We start from the raw sequence: 22,887 nt of genomic DNA on the forward strand, positions 1-22,887 counted from the left end.
CCCGACGCCCGCGCAGGTGTCTCAGTCTTCGGTGACCTCGAGGGTGACGTCGACGTTGCCGCGGGTGGCGTTGGAGTAGGGGCACACCTGATGTGCCTTCTCCGTCAGTTCGAGCGCCTCCGCGCGCGGCAGGTGGGGGAGGGACACCTCGAGGGTGACGGCGAGGCCGAATCCGCCGCCGTCCGTGGAGCCGATCCCGACGCGGGCGCCGACGGCCGAGTCGGCAATGTTGGCCCCGGCCTGGCGCCCGACGAGCTGGAGTGCGGAGTGGAAGCACGCCGCGTATCCGGCGGCGAACAGCTGCTCGGGGTTGGTGCCGTCGCCGGACCCGCCCATCTCGGTGGGGATGGCGAGGTTCAGGTCGAGCCGGCCGTCGGACGTGCGGGCGTGGCCGTTGCGGCCTTCCCCGGTTGCGAGGGCTTCGGCGGTGTAGACGATCTTCATGGTTACTTCTCTCCTGTTGGGGTTTCGAAACTGTGGAGCGATTCGGTGAGGCGCGACAGGGTGTCCCGCAGGGCGACGAGTTCGTCGACGCCCATTCCCGTCGACCGGGCGAGTTCGGTGGGGATGCCCTCCGCGGCGGTGCGGAGTCCCGCGCCCTTCTCGGTGAGGTGGATCCCGACCCGGCGTTCGTCGGCCGACGAGCGCCTGCGTTCGACCAGGCCCAGTATGTCGAGGCGCTTGAGTAGTGGCGACAGCGTGCCGGTGTCGAGGTCGAGGGCGTCGCAGATCTCTCGCACCCCGCGACCGTCCTGTTCCCAGAGCACCAATAGCACGAGGTACTGCGGGTAGGTCACGCCCAGTGCGTCGAGCATCGACCGGTATCTCGCGGTCATCGCCCGGGAGGCCGAGTACAGCGCGAAGCACACCTGGCGGTCGAGGGCGAGGTTGTCGGTCACCTCTGAATAGTTGCACACAACTAGGTTGTGCACAACCAAGAAATCGAAAACGGTGAATGCCCTTACACTGTTGGCCAGTGACACGGGGTGCTGCCCGGCGAGGATCCGGGCGGCTGAGAAGACACCCGTCGAACCTGAACTGGGTAATGCCGGCGAAGGGATGTCGCGGAGACGGCCGTATGCGCTCATCCGATGTCTCGTCGCCGACCGATTGGAAGGTGACAGCAATGCAGCTCGACAAGCAGATCGTCCTGGTGACCGGCGGTGGCCGGGGCCTCGGTTCCGCCATCGTGCGCTCGTTCGCGGCGCAGCACGCGCGGGTGGTCGTGAACTACCGCAACAGCCGGGATGCGGCGGAGGAACTCGCAGCATCCCTGGGTGCGGACCGCGCGGTCGCGCTTCAGGCAGACGTCACCGACGCCGCGCAGGTGGCAGCACTGTTCGCCGCCGCGGAAGCGCACTTCGGATCGCCGGTGACCACCGTGATCAACAACGCCCTCGCCGACTTCTCCTTCAACGGCGACGCACGCGACAAGGCGGACGTCATCACGTGGGAGGCCTTCGACTCACAGTTGCGCGGCAGCGTGCAGGCGACCCTGAACACCACGCAGGCCGCGCTGCCGGGCATGCGCGCGCTCGGGTTCGGCCGCATCGTGAACATCGGAACCAACCTGTTCCAGAACCCCGTCGTCCCGTACCACGACTACACCGCCGCCAAGGCCGCCGCGCTGTCGCTGACCCGCACCCTCGCCGCCGACCTCGGGCCCGACGGCATCACCGTCAACATGGTCTCGGGCGGGCTGCTGCGCACCACCGACGCGAGCGCCGCCACCCCCGACGAGGTGTTCGACCTCATCGCGGCGAGCACTCCGCTGCAGCGGGTCACCACCCCCGACGAGTTCGCCGACGCGGTCCTGTTCTTCGCGTCCCCGTGGTCGCGCTCGGTGACCGGCCAGAACCTCGTCGTCGACGGCGGACTGGTCAAGGACTGACATGAGCGACGCCAGGCAACTGCACTTCAACGCGTTCCTGTTCGGCTGCGGGCACCACGGCGCCGCGTGGCGGCACCCCTCCTCGCAGGTGGAGCGGCTCAGCGACATCGCCTACTACGAGGAACTGGCGCAGACGGCGGAGCGGGGTTGCCTCGACGCGGTGTTCTTCGCCGACGGGCATTCGGTGCGCGACCCCGCGTCCGGGGGCATGTGGTTCCTCGAACCGCTCACCGCACTGTCCGCGATGGCGCGGGCGACCGAGCGGGTCGGTCTCGTGACGACCGTGTCCACCACGTTCTACACCCCGTTCCACGCCGCGCGGATGCTGGCGTCGCTCGATCACATCAGCGGCGGCCGCGCCGGCTGGAATGTGGTGACGTCGATGTTCGACGCCGAGGCCCGCAATCACGGTCTCGAGGAGATGCCGCCGCACGACGACCGCTACTCGCGGGCCGCGGAGTTCGTCGAGGTGGCACTCGCGCTGTGGGATTCGTGGGAGCCCGACGCGCTCGTCCTCGACCGGGAGGGCCTCTTCGCCGATCCGGCCAAGGTGAACCCGGTCAGGCATCGGGGCAAGCATTTCCTCGTGGACGGTCCGCTGACCGTGCCGCACTCGCCGCAGGGGCGTCCGGTGCTGTTCCAGGCGGGCGCGTCGGATCAGGGCCGCGACCTGGCGGCCCGGTGCGCCGAGGGCATCTACGCCGTCGCCTACGACCTCACGGCCGCGCAGAGCTACTACGGCGACGTGAAGCGGCGCATCCGCGCCGCGGGCCGCGACGCCGACGCCGTGACCGTGATGCCCGGTCTCGTCACCTACGTGGGCTCCACCACCGAGGAGGCGCGCCGGAAGAAGGCGGAACTCGACGCGCTCCTGCCCGTCGAACAGTCGCTGGCGCAGTTGTCGATGTTCGTCCAGCAGGACTGCAGCACATGGGAACTGGACGCACCCATTCCCGCGCTGCCGCCGCTGTCGGAGTTCACCGGACCGCAGGGCCGGTACGACACGATTCTGCGGATCATCGACAAGGACCGTCCCACCGTGCGGTCGCTGCTGGGCACGCTGGCGGCTGGTGGCGGGCACTGCACCATGATCGGCACCCCGGAATCGATCGCCGACGAGATCGAGGTGTGGTTCCGCAGCGGCGGTGCCGACGGCTTCAACCTGATGCCCCCGCTCTATCCGAACGGTCTCGCCGACTTCGTCGACGAGGTGATTCCCGTCCTGCAGAAGCGCGGGCTGTTCCGCGCGGAGTACGAGACGGCGACCCTGCGCGACCATCTCCGGGGTCGCCGGTAGTTGCCACCACAAAGAACACAACCTTCTCTAAGTACGCAACAGTGACTGTGAGCGTCCCTCCCCCCGACACTGGCTGTTATCGCGATCACATCGCGGTGCAAGCTCGGACGAGGAGTGGCAATGCTGGTAGCGCTCGGCTTTCTGATGGTGGCCGTGTTCATGTTCTTGATCATGTCCAAACGGGCCACTCCCGTGGTCGGGCTGATCGCCGTCCCGGTCGCATTCGGCATCGCGGCCGGGGCGGGTCTCGGCATCGGCGACATGATCACCGATGGGATCAAATCGCTGGCCCCGACGGCCGCGTTGCTGTTCTTCGCGATCATCTTCTTCGGGATCATGATCGACGTCGGCCTGTTCGACCCGCTGGTGAAACTCATCCTCCGGCTCGTCCGCAACGACCCCATGCGGCTCGTCGTCGGTACAGCGGTGCTCGCGATGGTGGTGTCGCTGGACGGTGACGGATCCACGACGTTCATCATCGTGACGTCCGCCCTGTTGCCGCTGTACATGAAGCTGAAGGTCAGCCCCGTCGTTCTCACGGTGGTCGCCGGCCTGGCGAACGGCGCGATGAACATCGTCCCGTGGGGTGGACCGACGGTCCGGGCCGCCTCGGCGCTGGGCATCTCGCCATCGGACGTGTTCGTCCCGATGATCCCGTCGCTCGTGGTCGGACTCGTCGTCGTGCTGCTGTTCGCCGTGCAGCTCGGCTACAGCGAACGCCGCCGCATCGGCACACTCGAACTCACCGACGAGCGTCTCCTCGTCGCCGCGGGCTCCAGCCTCCGCCGCTCCGGCTCGGGCACCGGGGGCAACGGTGACGCACCCCGGACGGGTGGCGGTTCCGGCGACGCCGGTTCGGACGACGGCCAGGGCTTCGTCGACGGCCTCGACCCCCAGCGGCCCACGCTGCGACCGAAGCTGTTGTGGTTCAACATGCTCGTGACCGTGACGCTGCTCGTCGTGCTCGTGATGGACGTGCTGCCGATTCCGGTGCTGTTCATGGTGGCCGCGGCGATCGCGCTGACGGTGAACTTCCCGCGGGTCAAGGAACAGCAGGAAGCGATCACCCGGCACTCGTCGAGCATCGTCTCCGTCGTCGCGATGGTGTTCGCCGCGGCCGTGCTCACCGGCGTGTTCCAGGGCACCGGCATGGTCGAGGCGATGGCGCAGTGGCTGCTCGAGATCATCCCCGCCGCGCTCGGACCGCACCTGGCCGTCATCACCGGCATCCTGAGCCTGCCGTTCACGTTCTTCATGAGCAACGACGCCTTCTACTTCGGCGTCATGCCGGTGCTCGCCGAGACGGCGGCCACCTACGGCATCGAACCGGTCGAGATGGCCCGCGCCTCCATCACCGGCCAGACGTTCCACATGCAGAGCCCCCTCGTCCCGGCCATCCTGCTGCTCGTCACCCTGGCGGGTGTCCCGCTGGCGGACCACCACAAGAAGGTGCTGTGGCGCGCGGCGCTGGTGTCGCTGTCGATGCTGGTGGTCGGCGTGGTCCTCGGGCAGATCCCCTGGTGACCTAGTCGTTCTCCGGTGACCTAGCCGGAGTCGGTGTCGGTGGCGGGCCCCTCGGGGGTTGCGCCGCCTTCGCCGCTCCAGTCGGCGCCGGAACCCTTGTCGTCCTCGGCCGGATCGGACACCACGTCCTTGTCCGCGCCGGGGGCGCCGCTGTCGGTGGTCGTGGTCTTCGGTCCGGAATCGTCCTTCGGTGTCATGTCCGACGAATACCCCGGCATCGGGGTGTGCCAATCAGACGCTCGCAGGTCCACAGTGCGAAAAGCCCCGTCGGGGATTGGCAGGTGAACAATACTTCGACGTAGTGTTCCCCGGGTTATCGACGATGAAGGAGTGGAACTGTGGCGCGCAAAGTTGTTGTCGAACGCATCGACGACATCGACGGAACTCCGATCAAGGACGGTAAGGGGGAGACCATTCCGTTCTCAGTCGACGGCGTCGACTACGAGATCGATCTGAAGCTCAAGAACGCCAGGGAATTCCACAAGACTCTCGAGTTCTACATCGAGCATGCAACTCGGGTCGGGGGCAGGAAGCGCCGGTCGACCACTGCGGTGGATCCGTCGCAGGGCCGTGGGCAGGCGAAGGAGATCCGGGAATGGGCGACGGCGCAGGGCTATGAGTTGTCCGCGCGCGGCCGCATTCCCGCCCAGATCGAGGAAGCGTACAACGCGGCGCACTGAGATCGCGTCGTCGCGGGTGGTCGAACAACGCCCCCAGCCACCCCCGACCGGGTTGGCTGGGGACGGTCTCGGACGCAGCCGTCAGTATCGCCGCGCTGCGTGAAATGACATGGAGTTCAAGGCTACTCGCGTGACCGGCCGACCCGGAGCCGGGGCGTGGACGACGGTGTCGTTGCCCGCATAGATCCCGGCGTGGCCGCCCCCGTAGAAGAGGACGACGTCACCGGGCTGCAGGTCGTCCCGATCGACGGCGGTTCCGTGCAGGAGTTGCTCGTAGGTGGTGCGCGGAACCGATACGCCTGCCTGTTTGTACGCCCACTGGACGAGACCGGAGCTGTCGAACGCGCTGTGGTCGCCGGCGCCGCGGGTGCAGGCGATGCCGATTCTGGTGGTGGCGGCGCGCAGGGCGTGGCGTCCCGGCCGTACCGGATCGGCGCGAAACGTCTGAACCAGATGAAGTCCGTTGTTTCCGGTGTGGGGGTTCATGCCGTCGGTACTCCAGTGCGCTCGGTGTGTGTCGCGTCTGCGGGGCGCGCTCTGATTACAGGGTGGCCCCGACACGGGCCGGACGCACCGGCCGAATTACCCGGATATGTGCCTGTCTTCCGTTCATTTGTCGCCGGGTTCGAGGTCCGGCGCCAAAATTATGCGATCTGGTCGGTTTGGTACTCGCGAGTAGTGCATGCCCCCAATTAATGTCGAACAGGTAATGCTTATGCAAAGAGGAGTGGTCCGCTGCGTCCTGTGGGCTGGGATGGAGGAAGGCGGACGATGACGATCCGACAAACCGCGAACTGTGCCCTCGGCGTCGCGCGGCTGGCGTTCGACGCTGGAGCCGCCCTCCTGTCCGTTGCCGTGGCCGTACCGGTCGCCTTCGTCGCGGGCGAGGCGAGAACGATGGCTCACACAGCGCGCGGCGACATCACGCCGGACCCCGAACATTCGGACCGGGAGCACGTGCACGACCTGGGGACAGTCGTCGAACTGAGCTAGCCGGCACGGCGGGAACGGCGCAGCCGGAGCCGGGCGTACGTGACGACCGCCAGCACACAGCTGATGAGCACCAGCATGGCGATGCTGAGCAGCCACCACGACGCGGCGTGCTGCCACAGTGTGTCGGGCTCGGTGCCGGTGGCGTTGGTACGCAGGTCCACCGTCGAGGCGGCGGCGGCGAACCCCCAGCGGGACGGGAAGAGCCACGACAGCTGTTCGAGGACCTTGCGTCCGGTGATGGTGATCAATCCTCCGCACATCACCAGCTGCACCATGATCGTGACCACCAGCATCGGCATCACCTGCTCGTTGGAGCGCGCCACCGAGGACAACGCCAAACCGACGAGGACGCAGGAACAGGTGGTGACGGCGATGTCCACGATCAGTTCGACGGAGCCGGAGGGAATCAGGCTGCCCCGGCCCGGAAATCCCTTGCCCACGAACACGATCGCCACCATGATCACCGACTGCACGATCGCGGCGGCGCAGAACACGACGATCTTCGCCGTCAGGTAGGCGGACGGGAGCAGCCCGGCGGCACGTTCGCGGTGATAGATCATGCGCTCGCCTACCAGGTCGCGGATGGTCAGTGAGCATCCCATGAAGGCGGCGCCGAGGATCAGCACGACCAGGATCTGGGTGAGTTCGCCGGACTCGTCGAGGCCGGACGGGCCGAACCCGGTGTCGCCGGGCACGAGCACGGCCAGCCCGCCGAGCACGAACGGCAGCAGGGACAGGAAGATCAGGTACCCCCGGTCGGCGCGGATCAGCCGCACCTGGCGGCGGGCGACGGTACTCAACTGCTTGCGCCGCGAGGTGTGAGCCGGACTGCCGAGAGGTCCCGGCGGGCTCGGGGCAGGCACCTCCACGGACGGGCGGGTGGCGCGGTAGGCGGCGAACACCCCGTCGGGGTCGGCCGCGACCCGGGCGAAGATGTCGGCCCAGTCGGTGCTGCCGAGTGCGGCCCCGACCCGGTCCGGCGGACCCACGTACGCCGTCTTGCCGCCGGGTGCGAGGAGCAGCACCTGATCGCACATCTCGAGATACGACAGCGAATGGGTGACGATCACGACGACGCGGCCCGAATCGGCGAGCCGGCGCAACGTCGCCATGATCTGCCGGTCGAGCGCGGGGTCGAGGCCCGACGTCGGTTCGTCGAGGATCAGCAGGGACGGGCCGGTGAGCAACTCCATCGCGACGGACGCGCGTTTGCGTTGTCCGCCGGACAGCCGGTCGACCCTCGTGTCGGCGTGTTCGGACAGTTGCAGTTCGTCGAGAACCGTCGCGATCACCTCCTCCCGGTCCTCCCGGCTGGTGTCCGGCGGCAGTCTCAGCTCCGCCGCGTAGCCGAGCGCCTGCCGGATGGTCAACTGGCGGTGCACGACGTCGTCCTGGGGGACCATCCCGATGCGGGAGCGCAGCACCTGGTATTCGGCGTGCACGCTGCGTCCCTCGAACTCGACCACGCCCTCGGTGGGTCGTTCCGAGCCGGAGATGATGGTGGCCACCGTGGTCTTGCCCGCGCCGGACGGGCCGATCACCGCGGTGAGGCTGCCCGGCTGGGCGGTGAACGTGACGTCCTCGAGCAGGCGCCGCCCGCCTTCGATGGTGAGTCCGACGCCGTCCACGCGCAGACCGCCCGCGGTCGGAGCCACCACCCGCCGGGGAACGAGTCGCCCGTCCCGCACGCCGAAATCGGTGTTGCCGATCGTGACGACGTCGCCGTCGGTCAACTGCGCGCGCGACACCCGGGCGCCGCCGACGAACGTTCCGTTGACGCTCCCCAGGTCGTCGATCTCGAGGCCGGACGGCACGTGGTGGACGATGGCGTGATGGCGTGAGGCCAGCACGTCCTTGACGACGATGTCGTTGTCGGGCGAGCGCCCCACCGTGAGCGATCCCGCCGGAGTCTCCTCGTGCGGTGTCGCAGTCGGGGCGCTGGGTGTCCCGACGCTGATCGTGGACTCGTCCCACCGGGCGCCCACGTCCTGTCGCGTCGCGTCCGGATCCTCGACCGAGAGCCGCACGACCGGACCCTCGGTCGCATCACCCAGGCGGACGCGGACGGGACTCGTGACGGGGACGTTCTCGCGGCGCTCACCGTCGACGTAGATCCCGTTCTTGCTGCCGGAGTCGACGAGCTGCCAGCCGTCGTCCCAGGTGAGCTGCGCATGTTCGCGCGACACCACGGGGTCGACGATCGTGACCTCCAGCTGCGGATCCCGGCCGATGCGTACGGTTTTGCCCGCGCTGTGGCTCGTGCGGCCGTGTTGGGTCTCGACCACGACCCGCGGGTGAGCTGTGTTCGCCCGGTCGTCCATCGCCACGGCCTCCGGTCAGCGTCATCGGGCGTAGAGCGTCGACTCCTCCATGGTCGCACGCACTCCCCCGGCCGCGTGGGCAGAACGGGTACTCCCGAACCGGGGCCGCGAGTGAGGAACACTGGGCCGTGTGAGTACGTCCCTGGCGAATCCCGGTGTCGGACTGGCCGTGCTGTGCACGGTGATGGTCGTGTGCGCGGCCGTGGTCTACCGCTTCACCCGACTCGGTAGTCCACTGGTCGTGCCCGCCGCGGCGATCCGGGGCGCCGCCCAGCTCGCCGCGGTGTCCCTGATCCTGGCCGCCGCTCTCGCCCAGCTGTGGTCCTCGGTCCTCGTGCTGGTCGTCATGTTCGCGGCGGCGGTGGGAACGTCCGCCCGGCGCGCGAAGGCCGGGCGGTCCGCGTTGTGGCTGGCGCTGTCGCTCGCGGCGGGAGTGGGCACCGTTCTGCCGTTGATGCTGGTGAGCGGGGTGGTTCCGCTCGAAGGTGTCGCGCTCGTTCCCGTCGGAGGGATCGTGCTCGGCGGCGCGATGACAGCCACTTCCCTCGCGGCGCGGCGCGGGCTCGACGCCGTCGAACAGCGGTGGGGTGAGGTGGAGGCGGGGCTCAGTCTCGGACTCAGCGTCCGCGACGCCCGCCTGGAAGTGGTCCGGTCCGCCGCCTCGGACGCGTTGCTTCCGGGGCTCGACCAGACCCGGACCGTCGGGCTGGTCACCCTGCCGGGGGCGTTCGTCGGGGTGCTGCTCGCGAGCGGGTCCGCCGTTCAGGCCGGCGCCGTCCAGATCCTCGTACTGGTGGGGCTGCTGCTCGCGCAGACCTGCGCGGTGGCCGTGACGATCGAACTGGTGGCCAGGGAGGCCGTCCGCCGGCCGCGAGCGCACGCAGTGCCCACCTGAAATCTCCGGCTACTGCCTCTGTCTGGCCCGAACGCCGGTCGATCCCGTGGCCGGTCCCGCATACTGGGCGGTGGTCGGTCCCTGCTGACGAGGTGGTGTCGTGTGGTGCATCCCGAGGTATTGGTGGTCGGAGCGGGTCCCGTCGGTCTGACGGCGGCGATCGAACTGCGCAGGCGCGGCGTCGCCTGCCGCATCATCGATCCGCTGCTCGAGCCCCCGCAGTACGCGAAGGCGGTGGGAATCCAGCCGCGCACCCTCGAGGTGTTCGAGAGCATGGGTGTGCTGCGGAACATCCTGGACGCGTCGATCGAGATGCTCGGGCAGATCGTGTACGTCAACGGCGACGAGGTCGCCCGGCTGAACCTGTCGCTCCCGGCGGACATCCCGTTCGCATTCATCGGGCTGCCCCAGTACGAGACCGAACGCATCCTCACCGAGCACCTGGCCACGTTCGGCACCACGATCGAACGCGGAACCAGGCTGACGGCGTTCGAACAGGACGACGACGGCGTCGTCGCCACGGTTACCGGGGCGGACGGCGACGAAACCGTCCGAACCCAGTACCTTTTCGGCTGCGACGGCGCCCACAGCGTGGTCCGCAAGGGTCTCGGCCTCACCTTCGAGGGCGGTGCGTTCGTCGAGCAGTACATGCTCGGCGACGTCGAGGTCGACTGGACGATGCCGCGCGGCTACGGAATCCGGTCGATGCATCAGACGGACGGCGAGACCGACGATCTGCTCGTGTGCATTCCGCTGCCCGGGCGCCGCCGCTACCGGATGTCGATGCTGGTGCCCAGCGACCTCGCAGGCACCGGAACGCCAGCCGCCGACAAGATCGCGCACGGGTTCGAGGCGGGACCGGCACCTGAGCTGAGCCACATCCAGGCCGTGCTCGACAGGCTGTCGCCCCAGCCGACGCGGGCGTCGAACCTTCGCTGGTCGTCCGTCTTCCGGATCAGCCACCGCATCGTCGACTCGTACGGGCGCGGACGGGTGTTCGTCGCGGGCGACGCCGCGCACATCCATCCGCCGACCGGTGCGCAGGGCATGAACACCGGCATCCAGGACGCCCACAACCTGGCGTGGAAGGTCGCGCTGGCGGTGTCCGGTGCCGCGGCCCCCGACCTGCTGGACAGCTACGACGCCGAACGACGGCCTGTCGGGGAGGAAGTCGTGGGACGCACGGTGCGCAGCGCCCGGGAGGGGATCGGGGCGGGATCCTCGGACCCCGATTACGTGATCCGCCGCGAGGCGCAACTTCTCATCAGATACGCGGACAGTCCGATCGTCGGCCGGCCGGAGTCGAACGCGGCACTCGTGCCCGGCAGCCGGGCACCGGACGCCCGCGGGCTGACCCGCGCCACCGTCGCGTTTCCCCTACGGCTGTTCACACTCCTCGCGGGACCGAACCACACGCTGCTGCTGTACGCCGACGACTCGGTCGACGCGCGCGGGCTGGAACTGCTCGAGGCCGCCGCGACGTCGGTGGCCGCGGCGACCGGCGGACGCGTCGACGCGTACCTCGTCGCGTCGCCCGCCGCCGAAGTCGGGGAAACGGTGCTGCCGCTGATCCGGGACCGCGACGGCGAGTTCGCGCGCGCCTACGGTGCCGAGGGTACCGCCGCGTTCGTCGTCCGCCCGGACGGCTATCTGGGATTCCGGCAGAGTCCGGTCGCCGTCGACGGCCTCACGGAGTACCTGAAGCCGACTTTCCGCTGATCTCGGCGGTCGTGGGCAGGCCGCGCCGGATGTCACCCGGCGCAGGCTTGCCGAGCGGTGCCCCTGCCCGGGTGGCCGAATCCAGCAGCCACGGCACGCTCGTGACCATCACCCCGGACGTGAACAGCAATCGGCCCTTGAGGCGCAGTGCATTCTGGTTGTGCAGCAGGTGTTCCCACCAGCGACCGACCACGTATTCGGGGATGAAGATGGTGACGACTCCGCCGGGGACTCGTTTCCGGACGGATTTCACGTATCCCACGATGGGTGCGGTGACTTCGCGGTAGGGCGATTCGAGGACCTTCAGTGGCACCGGAATCTCGTATTTCTCCCACTCCCGCTGCAGCTTTGCGGTGTCGGCGCCCTGCACGGTGACGGCCTCGAGCGTCGTCGGATGGGTGGCGCGGGCGTACGCGAGGGCCCGGGCGGTGGGTTTGTTGAGCACGGACACCAGCACGATGGTGTGCACCTGGGAGGGGAGGGTGAAGCTGTCCTCGTCGACGACGAGGAGCGCCGCGATCCGGTCGTAGTGCCGCCGCACCCCGCGCATCAGGAAGAACAGGATCGGCATCGCGATGACCACCAGGTAGGCGCCCTCGGTGAACTTCGTGATCGTGACGATGACCAGGACGGTGCCGGTGAGGACGGCGCCGGTGCCGTTGAGTGCCCGCCTGCCGCGGATACGACGCCGTTCGCGGGAGTCGGATTCGGTTGCCAGCACACCGTTCCAGTGCCGGACCATGCCGGCCTGGCTGAGGGTGAAGGACGTGAACACACCGAGGATGTAGAGCTGGATGAGGTGGGTGACGGACGCCTCGAACAGGACGATCAGTCCGCCAGCCGTCACCGCGAGGAGCACGATGCCGTTGCTGAACGCCAACCGGTCGCCGCGAGTGTTGAGCTGGACGGGAAGGTAGCGGTCGCGGCCGAGCACCGACGCGAGCAGCGGGAAGCCGTTGTAGGCGGTATTCGCGGCGAGCACGAGGATCAGCACGGTCGCGGCCTGCACGTAGAAGAAGCCGAAGTTGGTGGTGCCGCCGAACACCGCGGCCGCGATCTGGGCGATGACGGTGCGCTGCGGGTCGGTCTCGCAGTTTCCGGCGAACCCGATCAGATCGCACGGGTTCACCGCGACGTGCACCTTGGTGACGATGGCCAGCGCCGTGATTCCCGCGAACATCACGATGGCCGTCGCCGCCATCGCCATGAGGGTCTTCGCGGCGTTGGCGCTCTTCGGTTTACGGAACGCGGGCACCCCGTTGGAGATGGCCTCGACCCCCGTCAGCGCGGTACATCCGGACGAGAACGCGCGCAGCGCGAAGAACACGAGGGCCAGACCGGTCAGCCCGGACAGTTCCGGTTCGATGGTGTAGCCGGCGCTTTCGGCGACGGGCGTCGAACCGGCCGCGACGCGGATGAATCCCGTCACGATCAGGATCATCACACCGGCGATGAACCCGTACGTCGGGAAGGCGAACGTGGTTCCCGATTCGCGGATCCCGCGCAGGTTCATCACCGTCAGCAGCACCACGAACGCCACGGCCAGGGCCACCCGGTGCGTGTTCAGGGCGGGCACCGCCGAGATCAGATTGTCGACGCCGGCCGACACCGACACCGCCACCGTCATCACGTAATCGATGAGCAGCGCGGACGCCACGGTCAACCCCGCGGACGGGCCGAGGTTCTTGGTGGCCACCTCGTAGGAGCCGCCCCCGCTGGGATACGCGTACACCACCTGGCGGTACGACAGGGCGACGACAGCGAGAAGCACCACCACCCCGACCGCCAGATACGGTGTCAGATAGAAGTACGCGAGACCGCCCAGCGACAGGATCAGCAGGATCTCCTGCGTCGCATACGCGACGGACGACAGCGGGTCGGACGCGAAGATCGGCAGCGCCAGACGCTTGGTCAGCAACTGCTCCCCGAGATCGTCACTGCGCAGCGGGCGTCCCAGAGCCAGCCGCCGGACCGCTCGAACGAGAGCCACCACCAGTTCAGCGTAGAACCGCGGCGGGGTGCAGCGCGGGTTTTCGCTCTCAGGCCGCGCCGCACCCCGCCGGAGGGCTACACGTACGCACGCCGGCGTGTGGCGCCGGGTGCCCGGGTGCGCTGCCGCCCCAGAACCTCGGCCCGCGCCTCGTCGTCGGTGGCGAGGTCGACGATCGCCGCGGCCAGGGCGAAGGCCCCGTCGACGATGGCGTCGTCGGCGCCCGGCGAGATCGCGTCGGCCGCGAACGCCGCGGTGTGCGGTGCGGCCGACGACCCCATCACCCCGATCAGCGGGTGGATCGAGGGGAGGGCCTGGGAGACGTTGCCCATGTCGGTCGATCCGCCGCCGAGTGCGCCGCCGTTCAGCGGTGTCATCACCCGGCCCCGATGCCCGAGTGCCGCGTCGAAACGGTCGGCGAGGAACGGGTGCTGGACGAGGGGCTCGTAGATCGGGTCGACAGGGGTGACGGCGTAGCTGCATCCGGTGGCCGTCGCGGCGCCGTCCACGCAGGCAAGCACCTTCTTCTTCAGGTCGCCGGTCTCCGCGAGGTCGAAGGAGCGCACCTCGGCCTCGACGACCGCGGTCGCCGGAATGATGTTGGAGACGTCGCCACCGGACAGCGTGACGGCGCTGACGCGCACGGTGTCGGGCAGGTGCTGCCGCAGCAGTCCCACGGCCACCTGCATGACCGTGGCCGCGTCGCCCGCGTTGATCCCCATGCTCGGTGCGGCTGCCGCGTGCGACGCCCGCCCGGTGAACTCGACCCGGAAGCGGTCGCGGGACTGCGACGTGCTCCCCGCGGTCGGCACGACGATGCCGGGACCGGGGTGAACCATCAGCGACACCGTCGCGTCCTCCCAGGCGCCGGCCTCCAGCATGTGGGCCTTGCCCGCACCCTTCTCCTCGGCCGGCGTCCCGAGAAGCTTGACCCGGATGCCGATCTCGTCCGCCACCCGGGACAGCGCGATCGCCGCCCCCGCTCCGGCAGTCGCGATGATGTTGTGGCCGCACGCGTGCCCGATGCCGGGGAGGGCGTCGTACTCGGCGCACACCACGACCGTCAGCTCACCGTTGCCGTAGACGGCCTCGAGAGCGGTGTCCTGCCCCCACACACCCACTTCCACCGCGAAATCGGCATCGCGGAGCAGGTCGGCGACGAGCGCCGCCGAACGATGTTCCTCGAACGCGAGTTCCGGATGGGCGTGCAGGTCGTGGCTCGTGGCGACGAGGCGGTCGCGCCATTCGAGGACGGTGTCCTCCACACGTCGCTTCAACTCCTCGGCTACTGCGTTCGGGCCGCCGGAGACGTCGATGTCGCCGGCAATTGCGGTGTCGGTCATGAACTTTCCTTTCTGGAGGGAACGGTGATCACGCCTCGGCGGGCGCGACGGCGGTGACGGTGGGCGCACTGTGGTCGGCGGCGGGTCCGCGGGTCACCACCGCGAGGCCGGCGACGGCAAGCGAGAGCAGCCCGCAGATCACCCACACCGCCTGGTACCCCGCCTCGCTCGTGATCACGGAACCGCCGTCGAGCGTCGCCGTGAACCCGGACATCACCGCCGTGAAGCTGGCGCCGGCGATGGCACCGGCGACGGTGCGGGCACTGTTGTAGAGGCCCGATGCGATGCCGACCGAGTCCCGTGGCGCCCGTGCCACCACCACGTTGGGAAGCGCGGAGATGATGATGCCGTTGCCGAGACCGGACACGACGAGCCACACGAGGACGCTGACGGTGTCCGAGTGCAGCACCGTGAGCAGGGCGTACCCCAGTGCGGCGGTGACAGCGCCGACGATGACGGCCGTGACATCGCCGACCCGTGCACCGAGCCGCGGTCCGGCGAACGTGCCGGCGAACGCCGCGATCGACGCGAACACGAGGACCAGCCCGATCAGCGACGACGACAGTCCGAGCCCGAATCCGGCCGCTGCCGGGTCGGTGCCGACGAAGAGCGCGATCGGGGTCTGGCTGCCGAACAACTGGGCACCGAACAGGGCCGCGAGCAGGATCGGCAGCCCGACACCGGCACGGCCGGAGAGCATCGCGAAATCCACGAGCGGCGAGGACACCCGCCGCTCGAGCACCACCCACAGGGCAAGAAGCGTGCCGCCGAGCAGGAGCCCGCCCAGCACCGGCCCCGACGTCCACCCGAACCTGTTGCCCGTGCTGATCGCGAACAACGCGAACGCCAGTCCCGCCCCCAGGAGAATCGCCCCGGCCCAGTCGAGGCGGCCCGACGTGCGCGCCGTCGTTTCGGGGACGAAGAACACCACGACGACGAGCGCGATCGCCATGAGCGCAGCCGGAACGAGAAGCAGCACAGTGAGATTCAGGAACGATGCGAGTACCCCGGACAGGACCACGCCGACGCTGGCGCCGAGCGTGAGCCCGCCGACCAGCAAACCGATCGCTTTCCCGGACTGCTCCCCGGCGCGCTCACGCACGATCGCGAACTCGAGCGGCAGGAACGCCGCGAGTGCGCCGGTGATCGCCCGGCCCAGGATGAAGATGCCGTACGTCGGGGCGAGCGCCGACACGACACTGCCGACCGTGACCATCGCCGTTGCGACGACGAGCATTCGCTTGTGTCCGTACTGGTCGCCCATCTTGGCGAGCAACGGCACGAGGACCGCGGTCGCGAGCAGATAGCTCGTCTGCACCCAGTTCAGGTCGGCGGGACCGACCGAGTACTTCTCACCGATCGCCGAGAGGACCGGACTGAACCAGGCCTGGAGGAATCCGCTCGACAGTTCCATGGCGAAGAGGAATCCGACGAAGCCGGCCGCGGCGCCGAGACGCCGGTCGGAACCGGCGCCGGTGGGGATGGGGGATCGGAGTGCTCCCATGTGTGACCTCCAATGTTGCAGGTCGCCCCGCGAGGCGACATGACAATATGAGCGAAACGACCGAGTCGATGCGTCCGAGTGTTGGGTGAGTGAGTTTCTGCGGTGTAAATGCGCAGAAATTGACGCTGAGGAGGTGCTGATATGCAGGAGAAGACGCCCACGGAGGACGAACTTCGACTAATCCACGCGTTGCAGGTGTGGCCGCGGGTGCCGTGGTCGCAACTCGGGCCGATCCTCGGGGCCGACCCGGTGACTCTCGCGCGACGGTGGTCCGGGCTGAGCGAACGGGGCATGGCCTGGGTGACGGCCCAGCCGCCGATGTCCGATGCCGCGCGCGGCGCGATCGTCGAGGTCGAGTGCGTCGCCGGGTCGATCGACGCGGTGATCACCGAGTTGTCCCAGGACACCGAGTGCTTGTCCGTGGACGTCGCCTCGGGTGGTCGCGACCTGATCCTCACCGTCGGCTGCCCCGACCCGACAGCGTTCAACCGGTACGTCGTGTCCCGCGTCGCGGGTATCCCCGACGTCCGCACCGTTCGCACGCACCCGGTGATCACCGCGATCTCCGGGGCATCGCAGTGGCGTCTTCGTGCCCTCGACGCAGACGAGTCGAGCGCGATCGACGCTGCCCGGCGCCGGGACGCCGCCCGGCTCTCGGCGATGTTCGCCCGTCCGCCGGTCGCCGAACGCGACATCATCTCCATCCTGTCCCGCGACGGTCGTGCGAACACACGGACTGTCGCGGAGGCCCTCGGGACCTCTACACGGCGGGCGCGCGAACAGCTGAGCGCGACACTCGCGTCGGGCGCGTTCGAACTCCGCACGGACATGCCGCGCTGGGCCTCGGGGTATCCCGTCTGCGCGTGGTACTTCCTCCGCGTTCCCGCCGCCCAGATGGCCAGGGTCGGCGCCAACCTGAGCGGGCTGCCCGCGGTGCGGACGGTGTTGTCGGTGGCCGGGCCTGCCAATCTTCTGGTGTCGGTGTGGTTGCGCGGACTCTCCGACGTCGAAGGGCTCGAAGCCGTCGTCGAGCAGAAACTGCCCGCGGTCCGCATCCTCGACCGGTGCCTCGTTCTCGGCGTCCGCAAACGCATGGGCCGGGTGTTCGACGAGGACGAACTGCCCATGCAGATCGTGCCGTGGTCGGGGGACTAGCAAGAACGGCGTTCGTCCGGTCAGCCCGATATGGTGCCGGGAGCGGACACGAGCAGCCGTTCCCCGGTGGTGGCGCCGCTCTCGGCGGCGTCGAGGATGGCTGCGGCGACGGTGGCGCGGGAGACCTTGGGCAGGCCCGACACTTTTCTGACTGTCGACATGGGCCGGACGGTGGCATGGGGGTTGAGCGGTCCGTCGTCGAGGATGACCGGAAGCACGCGAGTGACGTCCAGGCCGGCAGCGGCCAAGGCGGTTTCGGAGATTTCCTTGTCCCGGTACGCGGAGGCGACCATCGTTTTGTAAGCGAACCGAGCTAAGGGTGATGCGGTGCGCGCGGTGTCACCGACACCGTAAGCCGACAGCAGCACCAGTCGGCTGACGCCGGCGTCGCGCATGGCGGCGCTGATCAGCGGCACGTTGTCCTGCATCACCGTGACGCCGAACATACCGGCTAGTCCGGCCTTCGGTCCGATCGTGCACAGTACGGCGTCCGCGCTGGACAGCGCCGACACGAGCGCGTCGCGGTCGTCGAGGTGGCCGCCTGCCACGGTGAGTCCGGGTCGCGGTTTCAGGGCGTCGGGGCGGCGGCAGTAGGCCACGACGTGATGGCCACGGTCGATCGCCTGGTCGATGACGTGGAGTCCGGTGCCGCCGGTGGCACCGATCAGTACGAGCCTCATCAGGAGTGTTCCTCTCGGTTGCGTCGCTGCGCCTCGCGCAGCAAGTGCGGGTCGTGGGCGTTGACGAGCACCAGGTCGGGTTCGGCCGTGGCCCACAGTTCGGTGAGCCGCTGATGGTTGGCCTTGACCTTGGCCCAGTCGTGGGCGATGAGGCGTTCCATCGCGCGTAGCCCCTTGGGCGCCTTGGTGGTGCCGTCGATCTGGCCGTGGTGGTAGAAGGAGTCGCCGGCGTGGAGGATCCACCGCTCGCCTGCGTCGACGGCGACCGCTGCATGGCCGCGGCTGTGGCCGGGCAGGTTGATCAGGATGATGCCGGCGGCGATGCCGGTGAGCTCCTTGGCGCCGGGGAAACCGCGCCAGGCCTCCGATGCGGAGGGGGTGTGTTCGACGAGTACGGGGTGGTGGTCCCGCTCGCCGGGGAGGTATCGCTGCTTCTCCGTCAGGCCACGGGGGTGCAGTGCCGCGAACGCTTCGGCGGCGGTCAGGTGAATCCGTGCCCACGGGAAGTCGGCCAGGCCGCCGACGTGATCGGCGTCGAAGTGGGTGAGCACGATGTGCCGCACGTCCTTCGGATCGAATCCGAGTCGGGTGATCTGGCGGCAGGCGCTCTCCTCGGGATCGTAGGCGGGACGGACGTAGAACCTGGCCGGGCCGAATCGGTTCGCGCGGTCGTGGGGATCGCGCAGACCGAGGCCGGAGTCGACGAGCACGAGGCCGGCGTCGGTCTCGAGGAGCAGGACATGACACACCAGCCCGTCAGGTGTCCCGGGTGGTCGCATGGTGCCGCAGTTGAGGTGGTGGACCCGCATCAGCCGGCCGCAAGCATTGCGGGGTCTATGACCTGCACCGGATGTGTCCCGTCCCAGTTCTCGGCGGCCAGCTTCACGTACTCGAAGAGCTGCGCCTTGGCGCCGCCGAGGTCCGAGATCTCGATGCAGGTGCCGGGGTGGTGCTCGGTCTGCAGGTACGCGAAGCGTCCGGTGGGGCCGCCGAGTTGTCCTTCCTGGCCGACGGTGAATCCTGCGGCGAGCGCCCGGTCGTACAGGTCCTGGTAGTCGGTGGACCAGTAGGCGAAGTGCTGCAGGCCTTCCTGACCGGCATCGAGGAAGTCCCGGTACATCGACGGTTCGTCGTTGACGGGGGTGATGATTTCGATCTGGATGTTGCCGCTGTTGGCGACCGCGACATCCATTGCCATCCCGGAGGGTCGGCCTCGGTAGGTGAAGTTCTCGGGTTGCACGTTGCGCAGCAGGAACCACGGCCCGATGCCACACCTGACGAAGCCCTCGATGGAGGCGTCGATGTCGTGGACGACGTAGCCGAGCTGGGTGATGCTGCCGAAGAAGTTGGCGACGGGGGCGCGGTCGGCGGGCTCCTCGGCGGGGCCGTCGGCGAACGACAGCACGATCTTGCCGAGCGCCTCGTTGGAGCGCAGTCGCTTGGCGGCGTCGATGGCCCGCTCGAACGGGAAGATCTTGTCGATCCTGGGCTGGATGCGGCCCGCGGCGAGGGCAGGGAGGACGGCTGCGTGTAGTGCGCCGCAGACCTCGCCGAGTTCGTCGGGGGTGCGCACACTGAAGGTGGTGCCGATCAGCCGCTGCCGCCGGAACGCCAGCTGGTCGAGGTCGAGGCTGGTGCCGGGGCCGGCGAGGCGGCCGATGTTGACGATGGTGCCGCCGATCCGGGTGGCGGCGGGGAGGTGGGCGAAGAGTGCACCGCCGATGTGGTCGAGGGTGACGTCGACGCCCTGACCGTCGGTGGCGGCAAGGACGGCGGCGGCGAGGTCTTCGGTGGTGGTGTCGATCGTGACGTCGGCGCCGGCCTCGGTCATGGCCGGTCGCTTGTCGGCGCTGGTGGTGGTCGCGATGACGGTGCCCGCGCCGAGCGCCTTGGCCAGCGCAATGGCGATGAGGCCGATGGAGGTGGTGCCCCCGACGATCAGAACCCGGTTACCGGAGGTGAATCCGGCTTGGGTGAGGGCGTCGTTCTCGGTGGCCAGGGCGACGGGCAGGGCGGCGGCTTCCTCGAACGACATGCCCTCGGGAATCGGGAGGACCATGCGCGGGTCGCACAGTGCGTAATCGGCGAACGCCCCCATGGTGACGCCCATGACCCGGGTGCCGACCGGGTATTGCGGGGCCAGCGGGCTCGAGGTCTCCACGACGCCGGCGAACTCCATACCGGCCGGGTAGACGTCGCCGGGTTTGAGGGTCGGGCTGTAGGTGCCCTCGAGCATGTACAGGTCGGCGCGGTTGAGGGCCGCGGCGATGACCCGCACGCGCAGGGCGCCGAGTTTCATGGCAGGTATCTCGGTGTCGTCCTTGGCAACCCAGTCCGGTTCGAGGCCGCCGATGAGTGCGCGCATGATGGTTCTCCTTGCCGAGCGAGGGTCAGTGGGTCAGGTCGGGGGCGGTGGTGTCGAGCAGGCGCGGATCGGGTTCGCTGCCGGCCATGGCCAGCAATCCGACGACGGCGCGGCCGAGGGTGAGCAGGTCGCGCGGATTCTTCTTGTCGAGGCTGCCGAGCAGTTGCGAGAGGATCGTGAGCTGGTCGAAGTAGATCCGTTCGGTGACGAGCTTTTCGTCCTCGTCGAAGATGAAGTAGGCGGTCATCCGGGTGCGATGCCGGCCGCCGGTCGGCGGGATCTTGCCGAGCGGACCGAGATGAGTTCCCATGAGCCAGAATTCGACGATCACAGCATCGGCACTGTGGCGTAGGGCGATGATCTCGTGGTCCTGGTCGGGGAAGGCGACCCGGGTGTCGTGGTAGTACCCGCGGACCGGGCCGTCGCCGTCGTGCACGGTCATGCTCGCGATGAGTTCGTAGTGCGGGTGTGGAAACGTGTCGAGGACGTCGTCCCAGTCCTGGCGGACTTCGTCGTGAAAGTGGTCGAGCACGAGCTTCTCCCGTGCTCGCAGGACGTCCTCGGTGGGGATGGTGTGGCGCGACATTGCGGTCTCCTCGGGGTGCGGTGCTCAGGACTGATGGGTGATGGCGTGGTGGCTGAAGGTGGGCTTTGTGCCCGGGTTGGTCCACATCGGCGTCAGCTCGCTGGAGGGGAAGAACTGCAGGAACCGTGAGTCGGTCTGGCTGTGGTCGGCGATCGTCTTCTCGAGAACGACCGAGTTGTATTGGTCGGCAGTGGTTTCGATCGTGTTCGCATTGAGCACGACTTCCTGTTGCCAGGACGCCGACCATCGGGCCAGGCCGGGCAGCGTGGAGTGTTCCGGTGTGAGACATTCGGCGGCGATGACGTTTTCACTGCTCACCCAGATTCCGGTCGACGTGTTGAGCACGAGGCTCTGGTTGCCGAACACGTGCCCGGGTGTCTTGATCACGGCGACGCCCGGGCCGAGAAGAACCGAGCCGTCGATCGGTGCAAACACGTCGACGGGGATGTCGCGGTACGTCTGGGGTTGATACCACGGGGTTTGCAGCGGATGAAGGTCTGACATCCCGAGCAGCTCGTCCCGCTGGACGATCACCTTCGCGTTCGGGAACACCGCGGCCGGTTGCTCGCCCAGGTCCGGCTGATAGGTCGTCGTCCCGACCCAGCGGCGCAGGTCCTGGGTGTGCAGATGATCGAAGACGATGTAGTCGACCTCGTCCGGCGCGATGCCCAGGGCGGCCAGGTGGTTCGAGACGCTGCCGTGCTCGGTGACCATTCGCTTGGCGAGCGGCGACGGTGTGCGGCGCACGAGTTCGGCGAAGTACGGCGTGTTGCGTCCCAGATCCACATCGCTCGGCTCGAAGAGCAGCACCCGCGGACGGCCGTCGCTGTCGTTCCACCGGATCACCAGCATCCGGTTGGTGATGGACAGGAACGGTGCGATCGCCCGCGATGCCCGGAACAGTCCGAATCGCGTCGGGTAGGGCAGTGTGACGAGGTCGCACGTGTCGACCCGTTGCGGCATCCCGGTCGCGGCGAACTCCCGGCGGAAGTCCGCGCCGCGCGTCCGTAGGTCGCGTAGCCGGGCACCGGGTCCGCCCTCGATCTTGCGATCGAGCACCTCGACGGCGTCTCCGACACCGGTCAGGTCGACGAGGTCGTCGGTACTCCACTGCAACACCATGGTCGGTTCCTCTCGCTCCAAAAACCCATACCGTGGGTTTCATCCATTTACCCACGATGTGGATTTAAATGTCAAGGGATGCGAGGATGGGGTCCATGAGCCACGCGATACGACCGGAGACTCGCCGCGGCCGGCCGCCGGCCGGCCAATCGACCCTGTCCCGGCAGGCGATCCTCGGGGCCGCGATGGATGTCGTCGACGGCAAAGGCGTCGAAGCGGTCAGCATGCGCACCGTGGCGCGTGTGCTCGGGGTCGACCCCAAGAGCCTCTACAACCACGTCGAGAACAAGGATGCGCTGCTCGACGGCTTGGCCGAGTTGGTCCTGTCCCGCATGGTGATTCCGGAGTCCTGCGGAGATCTGCGCGAAGACCTCACCGCCATCGCCCGGGCCTTCCGCAGTGCTGCCCTCGCCGAACACCCGCGCGCAGCGAGACTCGTGCTGACGCGTCCGGTGGAATCGCTCATCACCCTCGAACCGTTGGAGGTGGCGCTCGCCGCGTTTCTGCGCGCAGGGGCATCGCCCGAGGTTGCCGTGCACTGCCTTCGCACGATGCTCGCTTTCATCACCGGCACGCTGCTGCGTGAGGCGGAAGCGGCCTTTACCCTCGCGCTGAGCGATCCGGACATGGCGACGGAGCGACAGCGGACACTGGAGGCGGTCGAGCTGCCGAGCGTACGGGCGGCTGCGCCGCACCTCGCGAAGTGCGACCACGAGCAGGAGTTCGACTTCGGGCTCGGGCTCCTCATCGATGCCCTCGAATGCCGCCTCGGCTGAGTCGCATCGTTCACCGACAGGCCTGGTGACGGGGCTCACGCCCGCG

The 22,887-nt window shown here is 68.5% G+C and carries 22 protein-coding genes and 1 riboswitch; of the genes, 9 read left to right on the forward strand and 13 right to left on the reverse strand.

The features are described 5' to 3' along the window. Window positions 1–21: 21 nt before the first annotated feature. Window positions 22–444: an organic hydroperoxide resistance protein gene (locus I1A62_RS34710; RefSeq protein WP_072943091.1), complete on the reverse strand. Its 423-nt coding sequence runs from the start codon at window positions 442–444 to the stop codon at window positions 22–24. Window positions 445–446: 2 nt separating this feature from the next. Next, window positions 447–899, reverse strand: a complete 453-nt coding sequence (locus I1A62_RS34715; RefSeq protein ID WP_124392628.1) for a MarR family winged helix-turn-helix transcriptional regulator — start codon at window positions 897–899, stop codon at window positions 447–449. A gap of 73 nt (window positions 900–972) precedes the next feature. After that, a riboswitch (TPP riboswitch) is annotated at window positions 973–1,077 on the forward strand. 49 nt (window positions 1,078–1,126) lie between these two features. On the opposite strand from I1A62_RS34715, the gene I1A62_RS34720 reads away from it, so the two are divergent. The 3 genes from I1A62_RS34720 (at window position 1,127) to I1A62_RS34730 (ending at window position 4,712) form a co-directional block, all read left to right on the forward strand. Further along, on the forward strand, window positions 1,127–1,891 hold the full coding sequence (locus I1A62_RS34720) for a 3-oxoacyl-ACP reductase (RefSeq protein WP_087557845.1): 765 nt from the start codon (window positions 1,127–1,129) through the stop codon (window positions 1,889–1,891). Window position 1,892: 1 nt separating this feature from the next. After that, window positions 1,893–3,188: an LLM class flavin-dependent oxidoreductase gene (locus I1A62_RS34725; protein WP_219456797.1), complete on the forward strand. Its 1,296-nt coding sequence runs from the start codon at window positions 1,893–1,895 to the stop codon at window positions 3,186–3,188. Between the two features lie 84 nt (window positions 3,189–3,272). Beyond that, on the forward strand, window positions 3,273–4,712 hold the full coding sequence (locus I1A62_RS34730; protein ID WP_374710847.1) for a CitMHS family transporter: 1,440 nt from the start codon (window positions 3,273–3,275) through the stop codon (window positions 4,710–4,712). A gap of 20 nt (window positions 4,713–4,732) precedes the next feature. On the opposite strand, the gene I1A62_RS34735 is transcribed toward I1A62_RS34730, so the two are convergent. After that, window positions 4,733–4,909 carry a hypothetical protein gene (locus I1A62_RS34735; protein WP_192581884.1) on the reverse strand — a complete coding sequence of 59 codons (177 nt, stop codon included), beginning with the start codon at window positions 4,907–4,909 and terminating at the stop codon, window positions 4,733–4,735. A gap of 141 nt (window positions 4,910–5,050) precedes the next feature. Between I1A62_RS34735 and I1A62_RS34740 the strand changes: the two genes are divergently transcribed. Further along, window positions 5,051–5,392 carry an Lsr2 family protein gene (locus tag I1A62_RS34740; RefSeq protein ID WP_219456798.1) on the forward strand — a complete coding sequence of 114 codons (342 nt, stop codon included), beginning with the start codon at window positions 5,051–5,053 and terminating at the stop codon, window positions 5,390–5,392. Between the two features lie 81 nt (window positions 5,393–5,473). Here I1A62_RS34740 and I1A62_RS34745 read toward each other — a convergent pair whose 3' ends face one another. Then, window positions 5,474–5,878 (reverse strand): C40 family peptidase, encoded by a 405-nt coding sequence (locus I1A62_RS34745; protein ID WP_219456800.1) that lies wholly within the window; start codon window positions 5,876–5,878, stop codon window positions 5,474–5,476. Between the two features lie 285 nt (window positions 5,879–6,163). Here I1A62_RS34745 and I1A62_RS34750 point away from each other — a divergent pair, with 285 nt between their 5' ends. After that, complete coding sequence (locus tag I1A62_RS34750) at window positions 6,164–6,385, forward strand: hypothetical protein (RefSeq protein WP_072943100.1); 222 nt, start codon at window positions 6,164–6,166, stop codon at window positions 6,383–6,385. On the opposite strand, the gene I1A62_RS34755 is transcribed toward I1A62_RS34750, so the two are convergent. After that, window positions 6,382–8,706: an ATP-binding cassette domain-containing protein gene (locus I1A62_RS34755; RefSeq protein WP_124392633.1), complete on the reverse strand. Its 2,325-nt coding sequence runs from the start codon at window positions 8,704–8,706 to the stop codon at window positions 6,382–6,384. The two genes, I1A62_RS34750 and I1A62_RS34755, sit on opposite strands and share 4 nt — an antisense overlap. Before the next feature lie 130 nt (window positions 8,707–8,836). Here I1A62_RS34755 and I1A62_RS34760 point away from each other — a divergent pair, with 130 nt between their 5' ends. Both I1A62_RS34760 and I1A62_RS34765 read left to right on the forward strand, forming a co-directional pair. After that, window positions 8,837–9,601: an ABC transporter permease gene (locus I1A62_RS34760; protein WP_124392634.1), complete on the forward strand. Its 765-nt coding sequence runs from the start codon at window positions 8,837–8,839 to the stop codon at window positions 9,599–9,601. 102 nt (window positions 9,602–9,703) lie between these two features. Further along, on the forward strand, window positions 9,704–11,320 hold the full coding sequence (locus tag I1A62_RS34765) for an FAD-dependent monooxygenase (protein ID WP_219456802.1): 1,617 nt from the start codon (window positions 9,704–9,706) through the stop codon (window positions 11,318–11,320). On the opposite strand, the gene I1A62_RS34770 is transcribed toward I1A62_RS34765, so the two are convergent. The 3 genes from I1A62_RS34770 to I1A62_RS34780 form a co-directional block, all read right to left on the reverse strand. Further along, window positions 11,289–13,313: an APC family permease gene (locus tag I1A62_RS34770; RefSeq protein ID WP_219456804.1), complete on the reverse strand. Its 2,025-nt coding sequence runs from the start codon at window positions 13,311–13,313 to the stop codon at window positions 11,289–11,291. The two genes, I1A62_RS34765 and I1A62_RS34770, sit on opposite strands and share 32 nt — an antisense overlap. A gap of 74 nt (window positions 13,314–13,387) precedes the next feature. After that, on the reverse strand, window positions 13,388–14,653 hold the full coding sequence (locus tag I1A62_RS34775) for an amidohydrolase (RefSeq protein ID WP_219456805.1): 1,266 nt from the start codon (window positions 14,651–14,653) through the stop codon (window positions 13,388–13,390). 28 nt (window positions 14,654–14,681) lie between these two features. Continuing rightward, window positions 14,682–16,157 carry an MFS transporter gene (locus I1A62_RS34780; RefSeq protein WP_219456807.1) on the reverse strand — a complete coding sequence of 492 codons (1,476 nt, stop codon included), beginning with the start codon at window positions 16,155–16,157 and terminating at the stop codon, window positions 14,682–14,684. Between the two features lie 141 nt (window positions 16,158–16,298). Here I1A62_RS34780 and I1A62_RS34785 point away from each other — a divergent pair, with 141 nt between their 5' ends. After that, a complete protein-coding gene (locus tag I1A62_RS34785) occupies window positions 16,299–17,312 on the forward strand; it encodes an Lrp/AsnC family transcriptional regulator (protein ID WP_219456809.1) in 1,014 nt (337 codons plus the stop codon). Window positions 17,313–17,332: 20 nt separating this feature from the next. On the opposite strand, the gene I1A62_RS34790 is transcribed toward I1A62_RS34785, so the two are convergent. Genes I1A62_RS34790 through I1A62_RS34810 form a run of 5 tightly spaced genes read right to left on the reverse strand, consistent with a single transcriptional unit; the run spans window position 17,333 to window position 22,065 of the window. After that, entirely contained in the window at window positions 17,333–17,992 is a 660-nt protein-coding gene (locus I1A62_RS34790) for an NAD(P)-dependent oxidoreductase (RefSeq protein WP_124392640.1), read from the reverse strand. Continuing rightward, window positions 17,992–18,801, reverse strand: a complete 810-nt coding sequence (locus I1A62_RS34795; RefSeq protein ID WP_124392641.1) for an MBL fold metallo-hydrolase — start codon at window positions 18,799–18,801, stop codon at window positions 17,992–17,994. The genes I1A62_RS34790 and I1A62_RS34795 overlap by 1 nt, the downstream gene beginning before the upstream one ends. Beyond that, complete coding sequence (locus I1A62_RS34800) at window positions 18,801–20,357, reverse strand: zinc-binding dehydrogenase (RefSeq protein ID WP_219456811.1); 1,557 nt, start codon at window positions 20,355–20,357, stop codon at window positions 18,801–18,803. The genes I1A62_RS34795 and I1A62_RS34800 overlap by 1 nt, the downstream gene beginning before the upstream one ends. A 25-nt stretch (window positions 20,358–20,382) precedes the next feature. After that, complete coding sequence (locus tag I1A62_RS34805; protein ID WP_124392642.1) at window positions 20,383–20,943, reverse strand: ester cyclase; 561 nt, start codon at window positions 20,941–20,943, stop codon at window positions 20,383–20,385. Window positions 20,944–20,967: 24 nt separating this feature from the next. Further along, a complete protein-coding gene (locus tag I1A62_RS34810; RefSeq protein ID WP_219456812.1) occupies window positions 20,968–22,065 on the reverse strand; it encodes a hypothetical protein in 1,098 nt (365 codons plus the stop codon). A gap of 95 nt (window positions 22,066–22,160) precedes the next feature. Here I1A62_RS34810 and I1A62_RS34815 point away from each other — a divergent pair, with 95 nt between their 5' ends. Continuing rightward, entirely contained in the window at window positions 22,161–22,841 is a 681-nt protein-coding gene (locus I1A62_RS34815) for a TetR/AcrR family transcriptional regulator C-terminal domain-containing protein (protein WP_219456814.1), read from the forward strand. The last annotated feature ends 46 nt before the right edge of the window (window positions 22,842–22,887 follow it).

The sequence above is a fragment of the Rhodococcus sp. USK10 genome, from assembly GCF_019378875.1.
In the GTDB taxonomy this organism is placed as follows: Bacteria; Actinomycetota; Actinomycetes; order Mycobacteriales; family Mycobacteriaceae; genus Rhodococcus_F; species Rhodococcus_F pseudokoreensis.

Excerpts from the sequence above, each read along its gene's own strand:
- I1A62_RS34710 (WP_072943091.1), bottom strand. The coding sequence starts at position 444 with ATGAAGATCGTCTACACCGCCGAAGCCCTCGCAACCGGGGAAGGCCGC.
- I1A62_RS34720 (WP_087557845.1), top strand. The coding sequence starts at position 1,127 with ATGCAGCTCGACAAGCAGATCGTCCTGGTGACCGGCGGTGGCCGGGGC.
- I1A62_RS34725 (WP_219456797.1), top strand. The coding sequence starts at position 1,893 with ATGAGCGACGCCAGGCAACTGCACTTCAACGCGTTCCTGTTCGGCTGC.
- I1A62_RS34735 (WP_192581884.1), bottom strand. The coding sequence starts at position 4,909 with ATGACACCGAAGGACGATTCCGGACCGAAGACCACGACCACCGACAGC.
- I1A62_RS34745 (WP_219456800.1), bottom strand. The coding sequence starts at position 5,878 with ATGAACCCCCACACCGGAAACAACGGACTTCATCTGGTTCAGACGTTT.
- I1A62_RS34750 (WP_072943100.1), top strand. The coding sequence starts at position 6,164 with ATGACGATCCGACAAACCGCGAACTGTGCCCTCGGCGTCGCGCGGCTG.
- I1A62_RS34755 (WP_124392633.1), bottom strand. The coding sequence starts at position 8,706 with ATGGACGACCGGGCGAACACAGCTCACCCGCGGGTCGTGGTCGAGACC.
- I1A62_RS34775 (WP_219456805.1), bottom strand. The coding sequence starts at position 14,653 with ATGACCGACACCGCAATTGCCGGCGACATCGACGTCTCCGGCGGCCCG.
- I1A62_RS34780 (WP_219456807.1), bottom strand. The coding sequence starts at position 16,157 with ATGGGAGCACTCCGATCCCCCATCCCCACCGGCGCCGGTTCCGACCGG.
- I1A62_RS34785 (WP_219456809.1), top strand. The coding sequence starts at position 16,299 with ATGCAGGAGAAGACGCCCACGGAGGACGAACTTCGACTAATCCACGCG.
- I1A62_RS34790 (WP_124392640.1), bottom strand. The coding sequence starts at position 17,992 with ATGAGGCTCGTACTGATCGGTGCCACCGGCGGCACCGGACTCCACGTC.
- I1A62_RS34795 (WP_124392641.1), bottom strand. The coding sequence starts at position 18,801 with ATGCGGGTCCACCACCTCAACTGCGGCACCATGCGACCACCCGGGACA.
- I1A62_RS34800 (WP_219456811.1), bottom strand. The coding sequence starts at position 20,357 with ATGCGCGCACTCATCGGCGGCCTCGAACCGGACTGGGTTGCCAAGGAC.
- I1A62_RS34805 (WP_124392642.1), bottom strand. The coding sequence starts at position 20,943 with ATGTCGCGCCACACCATCCCCACCGAGGACGTCCTGCGAGCACGGGAG.
- I1A62_RS34810 (WP_219456812.1), bottom strand. The coding sequence starts at position 22,065 with ATGGTGTTGCAGTGGAGTACCGACGACCTCGTCGACCTGACCGGTGTC.
- I1A62_RS34815 (WP_219456814.1), top strand. The coding sequence starts at position 22,161 with ATGAGCCACGCGATACGACCGGAGACTCGCCGCGGCCGGCCGCCGGCC.